Annotated in this window: 12 protein-coding genes and 2 pseudogenes; 2 read left to right on the top strand and 12 right to left on the bottom strand. The window is 69.5% G+C overall.

Annotated elements, in window-relative coordinates:
• Positions 1-125 (bottom strand): annotated as a pseudogene (locus ACFWP3_RS03205) (sulfite exporter TauE/SafE family protein); the annotation flags it as partial.
• 544 nt (positions 126-669) lie between these two features.
• Positions 670-900, bottom strand: coding sequence for a hypothetical protein (locus ACFWP3_RS03200; protein ID WP_384215686.1), 231 nt, complete (start codon positions 898-900; stop codon positions 670-672).
• A 1,060-nt stretch (positions 901-1,960) separates the two neighbouring features.
• Here ACFWP3_RS03200 and ACFWP3_RS03195 point away from each other — a divergent pair.
• Positions 1,961-2,128: a hypothetical protein gene (locus tag ACFWP3_RS03195; protein WP_384215685.1), complete on the top strand. Its 168-nt coding sequence runs from the start codon at positions 1,961-1,963 to the stop codon at positions 2,126-2,128.
• Positions 2,129-2,202: 74 nt separating this feature from the next.
• Here ACFWP3_RS03195 and ACFWP3_RS03190 read toward each other — a convergent pair whose 3' ends face one another.
• The 9 genes from ACFWP3_RS03190 to ACFWP3_RS03150 all read right to left on the bottom strand — a co-directional run bounded on the left by ACFWP3_RS03190 (position 2,203) and on the right by ACFWP3_RS03150 (position 8,619).
• Positions 2,203-2,577, bottom strand: a complete 375-nt coding sequence (locus tag ACFWP3_RS03190; protein ID WP_384215694.1) for a hypothetical protein — start codon at positions 2,575-2,577, stop codon at positions 2,203-2,205.
• 159 nt (positions 2,578-2,736) lie between these two features.
• The gene (locus ACFWP3_RS03185; protein WP_384215684.1) at positions 2,737-3,096 is read right to left on the bottom strand and encodes a zinc ribbon domain-containing protein YjdM; all 360 of its coding nucleotides are present in this window, start codon (positions 3,094-3,096) and stop codon (positions 2,737-2,739) included.
• A 10-nt stretch (positions 3,097-3,106) separates the two neighbouring features.
• Positions 3,107-3,961, bottom strand: a complete 855-nt coding sequence (locus tag ACFWP3_RS03180; protein ID WP_384215683.1) for an NAD-binding protein — start codon at positions 3,959-3,961, stop codon at positions 3,107-3,109.
• Positions 3,958-4,170 (bottom strand): hypothetical protein, encoded by a 213-nt coding sequence (locus tag ACFWP3_RS03175; protein ID WP_384215682.1) that lies wholly within the window; start codon positions 4,168-4,170, stop codon positions 3,958-3,960. The genes ACFWP3_RS03180 and ACFWP3_RS03175 overlap by 4 nt, the downstream gene beginning before the upstream one ends.
• Entirely contained in the window at positions 4,167-4,424 is a 258-nt protein-coding gene (locus tag ACFWP3_RS03170) for a hypothetical protein (protein ID WP_384215681.1), read from the bottom strand. The genes ACFWP3_RS03175 and ACFWP3_RS03170 overlap by 4 nt, the downstream gene beginning before the upstream one ends.
• Before the next feature lie 440 nt (positions 4,425-4,864).
• Positions 4,865-6,385 carry a potassium/proton antiporter gene (locus ACFWP3_RS03165; RefSeq protein WP_384215680.1) on the bottom strand — a complete coding sequence of 507 codons (1,521 nt, stop codon included), beginning with the start codon at positions 6,383-6,385 and terminating at the stop codon, positions 4,865-4,867.
• 10 nt (positions 6,386-6,395) lie between these two features.
• Positions 6,396-6,668, bottom strand: a complete 273-nt coding sequence (locus ACFWP3_RS03160; RefSeq protein WP_384215679.1) for a DUF3040 domain-containing protein — start codon at positions 6,666-6,668, stop codon at positions 6,396-6,398.
• Between the two features lie 22 nt (positions 6,669-6,690).
• On the bottom strand, positions 6,691-7,989 hold the full coding sequence (locus tag ACFWP3_RS03155) for an SLC13 family permease (protein WP_384215678.1): 1,299 nt from the start codon (positions 7,987-7,989) through the stop codon (positions 6,691-6,693).
• A gap of 300 nt (positions 7,990-8,289) precedes the next feature.
• Positions 8,290-8,619, bottom strand: a complete 330-nt coding sequence (locus tag ACFWP3_RS03150) for a hypothetical protein (protein ID WP_384215677.1) — start codon at positions 8,617-8,619, stop codon at positions 8,290-8,292.
• Between ACFWP3_RS03150 and ACFWP3_RS03145 the strand changes: the two are divergent.
• Positions 8,591-9,383: pseudogene (locus ACFWP3_RS03145) on the top strand (SPFH domain-containing protein); the annotation flags it as partial. The gene ACFWP3_RS03150 and the pseudogene ACFWP3_RS03145 sit on opposite strands and share 29 nt — an antisense overlap.
• 237 nt (positions 9,384-9,620) lie before the next feature.
• Here the strand turns inward: ACFWP3_RS03145 and ACFWP3_RS03140 are convergent.
• Positions 9,621-9,956: a metalloregulator ArsR/SmtB family transcription factor gene (locus ACFWP3_RS03140; RefSeq protein ID WP_280913745.1), complete on the bottom strand. Its 336-nt coding sequence runs from the start codon at positions 9,954-9,956 to the stop codon at positions 9,621-9,623.
• Positions 9,957-10,158 lie beyond the last annotated feature (202 nt).

The raw sequence follows: 10,158 nt of genomic DNA, 5'->3' as shown, positions 1-10,158 counted from the left end.
GGCCCGGCGACCACGTTGAAGAGGAGGTTCGTCGGGGTGACGGCCGGGCTGGGCACGCCGAGCACGCTGATCTGGACCGGGAGGAGGAAGACCGCCCCCGACACACCGACCGGCGCGGTCACCATCGAGATCAGCAGCCCCGCGGCGAAGCCGGCCCAGATCGTCCACTCCACCCCTGCCCCCGCTCCCCCGTCGCCCCCGAGTATGGGAGCACTCCGAGCACCCAGTGCAGAACCGCAACACGATCTTCACGACGGGCACGCGCCCGTGCCCGTGCCCGTGCTCAGGCTGGCCAACTGCCCGCTCTCTGCCCACCTACGACGCTCAGTCACAGTTCGCCGACTTGGCGCTGAAGGCATCACGAATCAGGACAGTTGTCACCCACGAGGCAGCGTGCTGTCACCGCCTGCTGCCGCCGTCGGTGCTCTGGCCTCGGGCCGTGGCGTAGATCGGTGCTCCTGCTCCCGCCACAAGATCAGGTGCCGCGTACACTCCGCAACCTGGTGTACGAGGCCGCCCTGTAGGCCGCCGATTCCGTCCTTTGCCTTCATCGTGGCGTGGGCTCCGTGGGCGTGGGAGCCGTCCTGGCAGGCCGGCCGGTGAAGCTCGCACGGGTCCCCTTCGCACGTCGCCCCGGGCGGGCCGCCAACCCGATCGAGGCCGGCCTCGTCAGCGGTACGGGCTCCAGCGGCCGAAGCGGGCCATCAATTTGCGTGCTGCCTCCTCGTTAAGCCCCAGGTGCGCGGCGGCCTGTCCCGCGTCCAGGTCGCTGGTCGTTCCACAGGCTGCCCAGTAGCCGACGCTCTCGGCGGTCACCTCCAGCCGGCGGGCTGCCCGGACCGCGGCGACCGGGAGGACCAGTACCAACCGCGTCCACAAACAGAATGCGGCACGCGACATGCAGCCGCTCGATACTCGGCTCGATCCCCGGAAACAGGACGTCCGACAGTTCACGGAACCCCGTAGAGAAGTTGTGCCGCGACCAAACGACCCGACGTGCCAGCCCTGTTGGAACCTGATCCGATCCAATGGAAGGTCGTCACAGCGGTGCATGGATCCGGCTGCGTGACCTTCGACAGCCCGTTCACCGCGTTCGTCCTCAACTTCGTCACGAATCTTCAGTTCATGGACGAAGCGGCCAACATCGGACCCGCAACGCCCAGCTTCGAGTCCGACTGACCCGGCGTCCACACCAACGAGCCGCAAGGGGCGTAGTCACCACGGAGGCGCGGTCACAGCGCAGCCCACACACCACGAGTGATCAGCCCATCCCGCTAGCGGGGAGTACCGCAAAGTTCGAATAACGCTCCCCGCCAGCTGGCGGCTTCGCGTGGAACGCCGCGCGGCTTGAGGCGTATGCGAACGACCAGGCGTCGCCGTTGACGCTGATCGCGGTCACCGCGAAGTCGAACCCGTCCAAGGCCGACAAGGACCCAGCCCAGTGGCTTCCCCCCAGCCGGCGGCTACCACTGCGAGTACGCCGGCCAGCGGACCGCGACGAAGCTGCGCTGGAACACCATCGTCTACGAACCCGCCCCCTAGCGGCACTGAGGACCGGCGCCCCGGGGATCTGCCCCACGTGGGACGAGACTTGACTGTTGATCTTCGATTGGAGGCTTCAAGGGTCCTGGTGGGACGGCCGCCCGCCAGGACGCCGGGTACGGCGACGGACTCGGCGTCCTGGGCGAGCATCAGCTCGAGGGGCGGGAGCCGAGGCACTCAGGGATGGCCTCTTTCACCGCCGCTTCGGGCTTGGCACGCCCAGCATGACCGGCAAGCCGGGCCGGGGCCTAGCGGGCACCGCCGAACGGGCCGGCCTGTCGCCCGGGCGGCTGCTGCTCCTGCGGCCAACCCTGCGGATCCTCGCCTCCCCGGACCTCGGCCTTCAGGCTGATCCCGATGTCGATGCGCCGCTGCCCGCTCTCTGCTACCCACCTGCACCTTGCACCAAGGCCCTCACATGCTCGCCATCCCCGGCGCCGGCGACACCGGCCACCTCACCGACAACATCGCCGCCGGCGCCGGCCACCTCACCGGCACAGACCTGACCCTGCCCAACCGCGCCCACCACACCGGCCGACTGCCAGCCAGGAGAACGCCGCGAGTGGTCGCCTTGGCTCGCCATTAAGTAGATGCAGATATGCCGAGTTGCAGAGATCCGCAACTCGTGGACGTGCGAAGGCGGGGTGAAGCCACAAACCGCTACAGCTCCAGGGCTGCTTCGATGCGCTTGAGCTGGTGGCGGGCCATGGCCAGGTTCGAGCTGGTCTTGTTCAGCACCACGTACAGGAACAGTCCATGACCCGTCCGTCCTGTGAGCAGCCGGATGAGGTGGTACTGGCTGCCCATCGTGATCAGTATGTCCTCGATCCCGTCATCGAGACCCAGCATCTCCAGCGTGCGAGCCTTTGCCCGGATCACATCCGTATTGCCCGCCGCCGCGACCGTCATGTCAAGGTCGTTTCCGCCGCCGAGGGTGCCCAGGGCCATGCCGCTGGTGTAGTCCACCAAGGCGGCCCCCACAGTGCCCTCGATCGACGTCATCGCTTCCTTCAAAGACGTCTCCACGTTCGCCATCAGCTGCAGCTCCTCACCATTTCGTTGCTCAGGCCGACGAACGACCGTCAGCCTCATCATGATGATCACGCTACTCACCGTGCTTGTGGGCGCGGGTGGAAATCACGAAACTGGGCGAACCCGTCGCCGACCGCGACGTCGGCAACGACCCTCCTGAGGTCAGGCCTTCTTGACCACGCCCGACTTGAGCTGCATGGCGCCGAATCCATCGATCTTGCAGTCGATGTCGTGGTCGTCGACCCCGTCGACCAGTCGGATGTTGCGCACCTTGGTGCCCGCCTTGATCCCCGAAGGGCTGCCCTTGACCTTGAGGGCCTTGACGACGGTCACGGTGTCGCCGTCGTTCAGCACGTTCCCGACGGCGTCCTTGACCACCCGCTCACCGGCCGCGCCCACGGCATCCGTCGCGGCCGCGGCGGGTACCCACTCATGGGCGCACTCCGGGCAGACCATCAGGGCGTTCATCTCGTAGGTGTACTCGCCGGAGCACTTCGGGCACGGGGGCAGGCTCGCCGTCATCTGTTCTGTCCTAGCTTGGCGCGTGCATGCGGGGCATGGCGATGACGGCGGCGGTGAAGCCGGCCAGTGACCAGCGGACCCGGCGTGAGAACAGCTCCATCACCGGCAGGCGGGCGGCACTGAGCCGACCGGGCGCCGGGGAGGCGGCGGGGTGCGATACGGCTTCGAGGACGACGGCGCCGCGCTGCGCTGACTGTGCGATCTCCATCGGGGCGGGCAGGAGCCGGGGTCCGGCCGGCCCGCTGGCGTCCGTTCCCTCGGTGCCGTCAGGGGCCTCGGTGGTGGAGGAGAGCAGGGCCAGCGTGCACAGGACCGGCTCGGTGGCCTCGCGCCGCTGCACGGGGGTGCGCTCAATCGCGCGGAACAGCAGGCCGTCGGCCTGGAGGACCTTGCTCGTCCCGGCGACGACGGCCGCCGCGAGGGCGGGGGCAACGGTGTCGGCGTCCGAGAGGACCGTGATCGCCGACTCCCCCGCATGGCCGCCGGTCACCACGGCGGCCTGGTCGAGGAGTTCGGCGAGGTAGCGGCCGAGCTTGCGGTTGTAGAGGCGGATGACGAGGCGGACCCGCGCTTTGATACGGCGGGCCGCCAGCGCGGCCCGGATGTTGAACTCGTCGTCCTCGTAGACGAGCGCGACTGCAGCGGCGTGGGCGATGCCCGCCTCCCGCAGCGCCGCCGCGTCCGCCGTGTCGGCTTCCACGACACGGGTGGTGGCAGGGGGCTGGGGGCCGATGGTGCCGGCGTCGGGCACGAGGAGCGTGACGGGCTGGCGGTAGATGTCGTGGAGTTCGCCGGCCAGGCGAACGGCGAGCGCGTCGTCACCACAGACGATCATCGGCCCGGGTATCGGGACGCTCTGCGTCATCCTGCTCTCCTGGTCCTGTGCCGCAGGCGCTGCTTCAGCCCGTTGCCCGCCTCGCCCACCGCGATCAGGAGCACCGCGGACGCACCGCACCCCACCAGGGTCACCGGCCGGCCCAGAGCCGCGCTGAGCAGCACCAGCACGAGGGTGACGACGGCCCACCACACCAGGAGGGATCCCGTCTGCCGCCGCCAGTTCCGTATCCCGCTCACGGGGCACCTACTCCCGGGGTGCCCGTCGTCGGCACGGGCGTCCAAGTGTGCTCGTACGCCGGGGACTTCCACGGTTCGAGGGCGGGAGGGGCCGCGAACGGTCCGGCCCGGTTCGCCATGAGGATCATCATTGTCCCGACGAAGAGCACGGTGATGACGATCAGTGCGAGGCCGACGGGATTGCGCGGGTTGTAGTAGTAGCGGTTGGTTCCCCACGTGCTGCGTGCGAAGACGGGCTCGTCGTCGTGATGCACAGGCGTTTCCCCCGGGTCGATCGTCCTGTGGCCGGCGACCTCCGTATACCTGGCCTGCAAGCTTGCCGCCGCTCGCCGCGATCGGTGACCAGGCCGTCTGCGGGACGGCCTTCACCACGAACACGCAACTCCCGCGCCCACGCTCATGATGATGATGTACGGAGGTACATGTGCTCACCGTTGTACAGGCGGCCACGATCGCGATGGCCCTTGGAGCCGGGACCGCCGGCGTCTGGACGATCGTGACCAGCCGTGTCGTCTTGCCCTGGCTTCGGCAAGCGTGCGGCGGCCGGTCGTCCGGGGCGTGGGAACGCTCGTCATGGCTGGGGCGCTCGCCGGTGCGCCCGCATTGCCGTTCACGGTCTTCGTGCCGCTCCTGATGGCCGGTGTCGCCCTGGTCGGATTCGCGCAGGTCTCCCCGCCCCGGAACAACTCGTAGGTCACTCGGTGCCGCCGCCGACCGGTTCGGACCTGCCGTGTTCGCCGAGCCAGCGGGCGAGTCTGCCCCGGCGGCCGACCGCGCGCAGCCTGCGCTCGGTCGCCTGCCGGGTGGTCGAAGTGGTGACCAGGAGCAGCTCATCGCCGGCGGCGAGGACCGTGTCGGGGCCGGGGACCTGGGTGACGCCGGCGCGGACGAGGAGGGTGATCACCGCCGGTGGCGGGAGCCGGAGCTCGAAGACGGCCACTCCGTTCAGGCGTGAGCCGGGCGGGACGGTGACGGTAAGGAGGTCGGCGTCGAGGACGTCCAGGGGCGCGCTCTCGACCTGGATCTCCCGCACGGCCCCCGGCCGGGCGATGTGCAGGAGGCGTGCGGCGGCGGGCAGGGTGGGGCCTTGGACGAGGGTGAAGACGACGACGAGGACGAAGACGATGTTGAGCAGGTGCCGGGAGCCCTCGACGGACGCGACGATCGGGAAGGTGGCGAGGACGATCGGTACGGCGCCGCGCAGTCCGGCCCAGGAGATGAAGGCCTGTTCCCGCCAGGGGGTGCGGAAGGGCAGCAGGCAGGCGGCGACCGAGACGGGGCGGGCGATCAGCAGCAGGACCAGGCCGACCGCGAGGGCGGGCACGATGGCGGAGGACAGTTCGCTGGGGTCGACGAGCAGCCCGAGCATGACGAACAGCCCGATCTGGGCGAGCCATCCGGTCCCTTCGGCGAAGGAGCGGGTCGCCGCGCGGTGGGGCAGGCGCGAGTTGCCCAGGACCAGCCCGGCCAGGTAGGCGGCGATGATGCCGCTCGCGTTGACGAACCCGCCGGCAGCGAAGGCGATGATGCCGAACCCGACAGTGGCCAGCGGGTAGAGACCGGTGGCCGGCAGGGCGATGTGCCGCAGCGCGGCCACCCCGATCCTGCCGACGGCCAGCCCCAGCAATCCGCCGACGACGAGCTGGTAGAGAACGTTGCCGAGGATCGCTGCGGGGCCGGGGAGGTCGGCGACGGCAGTGGAGAAGACCAGGACCAGGATGATGGTGGGGGCGTCGTTGAACCCGGACTCCGCCTCCAGGAGCCCCGTGGTCTTGCGCGGCAGGGGCAAGGAACGCAGGACGGCGAAGACGGCGGCGGCGTCGGTGGAGGAGACGATCGCGCCGAGGAGCAGGGCCAGGTGCCAGTCCATGCCGAGGAGGTAGTGGGCGCCGGCACCCGTGACCGCCACCGACACGGCAACGCCCGCGGTGGCCAGCACACCGGCAGGTGCGAGCAGCCGCCGGACGTCGGGCCAGTGGGTGCTCAGGCCGCCCTCGACGAGGATGACGGCAAGGCCGGCGGTGCCCAGGGACTGGGCGAGCTGCGCGTCGTCGAACTCGATGCCGATCACGTCCTCGCCCGCGATCACCCCCACCGCGAGGAACAGCAGCAGGCTCGGCAGACCGAGCCGGTGCGCGGTACGGGCGGCGGCGATGCTGGCCATGAGGACGACGCCGCCCACCAGCAGCACCAGGTAAAGCTGCTGCAGCATCACGGAATGCCCCCTAGGGCCTGCGCCGGCGCAGGCAGTTGCTGTCGAGGAGGTTGACCGCGAGCGCGGCCATGATCAGGCCGGCCGCCAGCAGCAGCCCGTGCGGGACCAGTACTCCGGTGACCACGGCGGCCAGGGCCAGCAGCAGGGCCAGCCAGGCCCGGCCGCGCCGGTACTCGCGGGGCCGTCGGGGGCGGCCCTTGCCCAGGCCGCGGGCGAAGCGGGGATCGTCGTGCCACAGCGCGGCTTCGAGGTCGGCGATCCGCTCGTCATCGGAGTCGTTCATGGCCTTGCCTCCTTTCCATCGGTCAGGCGAGGGCGAAGTAGCGCAGCCACACATAGAGGCCGGCGATGGCAGTGGTGACGGCGGTGACGATCAGTCCGTATCGGCTGAACTGCCAGAAGGAGATGTGGTGTCCGGCGCGCTCGGCGATGCCGACGGTGACGACGTTGGCGGAGGAGGCGATGATCGTGGCGTTGCCCGCGAGGTCGGCACCGAGGGCGAAGGACCACCACAGCACCTGCGCCTGCTCGCCGCCTCCGGAGGCGGCGACGATCTCGGAGACGACCGGGCTGGTCGAGGCGACGAAGGGAATGTTGTCGATCACCGCGGACGGCACGATCGACCCGAACAGCAGGGCCATGGACGCCCCGAACAGGTTGCCGTCCAGTGCGCGGGCCGCTGCCTGGCCGAGGTCGGTGAGGATCCCTGTCTGCACCAGGGCGCCGACCATCACGAACAGGCCGGCGAAGAACGCCAGGGTCTCCCACTCGACGTCCGCCGCGACCTTGCGCGCATCGAGCCGGGATGCGGCGAGGAGGAGCAGGCCACCGGAGATCGCCACGACCGACGGCTCCAGGTGGAGGGTGGTGTGCAGGACGAAGCAGGCCATCACGATCACGACGACGATGCCGCTGACGGCCAGGAGCCGGGCGTCGGTGATGGCGTCCCGCTCGCGCATGGCCATGACGTGCGCGGCCCGCTTGGGGTCGTAGGAGAAGGCGCCGCAGAACATCCAGCGGGCCATCCCCGCGAACACCACGATCAGCACCGTGGTGATCGGTGCCATGTGGAGCAGGAAGTCGTTGAAGGACAGACCGGCGCGGGAGCCGATCATGATGTTGGGCGGGTCGCCGATCAGGGTGGCGGCCCCGCCGATGTTGCAAGCCATCACCTCGGCGATCAGGTAGGGCACGACCGGAACACCGAGCTTGGTGCAGACCGCGATGGTCACCGGGGCGATCAGCATGACGGTGGTGACGTTGTCCAGGCACGCCGACAGGCACGCCGTCGCGAAGATCAGCAGCACCATCAGCCGGTACGGGCGGCCGTGCGACCGCTTGGCCGCCCAGATCGCAACGAACTCGAACAGGCCGGTCCGTTTGAGGACGGAGACGATCAGCATCATGCCCAGCAGCAGGAAGATGACGTCCCAGTCGATCCCCGCCACATCGGAGAAGAACGCGTGCTCCGGGCTCGTCGCGCCGATCAGCAGCATGACGACCGCACCGCCCAGGGCCGCGGCCACCCGGTGGACCCTCTCCGTCGCGATCAGCACGTAGACAGCCCCGAACACCGCCACGGCCAGCCACGCGGTGACGCTCATGGCGGACCCGCCCAGCAGATGCGGGGCTGATGCGGAAACGGGGGCGGGGTCGTCATCGGCGCGGCTCCGTTCACAGGTGCTGCCGCGAGCGCCCGCACCCCACAAGGGCCGCCCCGAACAGAAGGCGCTCCGGATCCCCACCATCACCTGACTCCCCCGCCCGGCGCATCGGGGCCAACACCCATCTTCGCCACCCGGGTATCCGAGGACCTTCCCCGCACCAGCCCCGTTGCGAACGGTCACGCCGGCAGCCGTTGACGGTCCGCGCATTCACCACCGGCCCGTAGGCCTGCCCCGAACTCAGCCACCGAGCGGCTGCAACGGCAAACCGCAGCCCTGCGGGTTCACGCGGGGTTCTTCACTGGGAGCCAGGCGGGCAAGGACCTTGGCGTACACCGTGGTCGCCGCGGAGGTGACGGTCGCCGCGGAGGTGACGGTCGCCGCGGTCGCCAGCGCGAGCATGCCCACGAGCGAAGGCCACTGCCGCAACTCGTCGCTGCGGCAGACCCGTTCCTGGGGCAAGGGCTCAACGAACGGCCCCCGGCACAGACTGCGGGGCCCCTGGTACGACGACACCCCGGGGCCGTAGTCGGCAAACAGCAACGTCACCGTCCGGGTCGACGCCGTCATCTACTTCAAGGTCGTCGACCCCGTCGACGCGATCATCCGCGTCGAGCACTACCGCTTCGCCGTCTCCCAGATGGCACAGACCTCACTCCGCTCCATCCTGGGCAAGAGCGACCTCGACGAGCTGCTCTCCAATCGCGAGAAGCTGAACCAGCGTCTGGAACTGATGATGGACAAGCCCAGCTGTCGAGTCGGGCGTGACCATCGACCGGGTGGAGATCAAGGACGTCTCCCTCCCGGAGACGATGAAGCGGTCGATGGCACGGCAAGCCGAGGCGGACCGCGAACGCCGAGCCAGGATGATCAACGCCGACGCCGAACTCCAGGCCTCCAAGAAGCCGGCTGAAGCCGCCGCCGTCATGTCAGACCAGCCCGCCGCCCGCCAGCTCAGGCTGCTGCAGACGGTCGTCGCGGTTGCCGCCGAGAAGAACTCCACCCTCGTCCTGCCGTTCCCCGTCGAACTGCTTCGCTTCCTCGAGCGGGCCACCCCGCCACAGTCCAGACCGCTGCCCACCGCGCCCGAAGTGGCGCTGCCACACACACAACCGGGGAACCGTCGCCCGGATTCTCAGCACCGGATGGCAACAGCCCCGCTCCGGGAACCTCGCGTCGCGGAGCCGGGCGGACGAAGCCGGGCCGGGCCGCGTCGGCCTCTGCATGCTTTCGGTCCCGGCACCCCGGCGCTGATCATCGGCCTGTCTCTGTTCATCACCGGCCTGGTGATGCTGGGCTCCCGAACCGGGCGGCCACTGAGCCACTGCAAGTGACATCGCGAAACGTATCGAGCTGATCACGCACTGATCTCGCCTCCGGATACGCAGCCCTCGGCCTGGTCTCCCTATCACTGCCCCTGTGCAACCCCTGGAACCGGGCGGGCCCGGGCCCCGCAAGCAAGGGAGCGGCCGTCTTCCGGTGTCAGAAGCGCGTTGAACCCGCACTAACGGAAGACGGCCGCCGTGTGTGGGGTGCGGGCCCCGCAGGGCCGGCACCGTGGGGCGCACCGTTCAGGTGTGGCGGCCGGCCTTGAGGTCGGCCAGGAGTTCGGCCTGGCCCTCCAGGACGCCGGAGAGGATGCCGCGGGCGACCCGCAGGAGCTCGGCGATCTGGGGGTGGGTGAGGCTGTAGAACACGTTCGAGCCCTCTCGGCGGGTGACCACCAGGTTGGCTTTGCGCAGGACGGCCAGCTGCTGGGAGAGGCTCGCCGCCTCCACCCCGACCTCGGGCAGCATCTCGGCGACCGCGTGCTCGCGTACGGACAGGAGCTCCAGGACGCGGATGCGCACTGGGTGCCCCAGCGTCTTGAAGAACTCCGCCTTCAGCTGGTACAGCGGCGTGCTCACCTGCGTACCCCTGCCGTGACTGCCCATCTCATCCACCCAGCCGTTCCTTCGCAAGGAGCGTCCGTTCGCCCCTCTTCACACCTCATGACCTCCACAATTGCAGATCCCTGCAACTCGCGGGACCCGGCGGGCCACCTTCGTGACGTTCGGCTTCCCGGAGGGGGTCCTTCGCCGGTCAGGCCTTCTTGAGGAACCCTGTGCT

The sequence above is a fragment of the Streptomyces sp. NPDC058525 genome, from assembly GCF_042719495.1.
In the GTDB taxonomy this organism is placed as follows: Bacteria; Actinomycetota; Actinomycetes; order Streptomycetales; family Streptomycetaceae; genus Streptomyces.
Note: the sequence above shows the minus strand (reverse complement) of the source record. Positions and strands in the feature narration are given on the sequence as shown.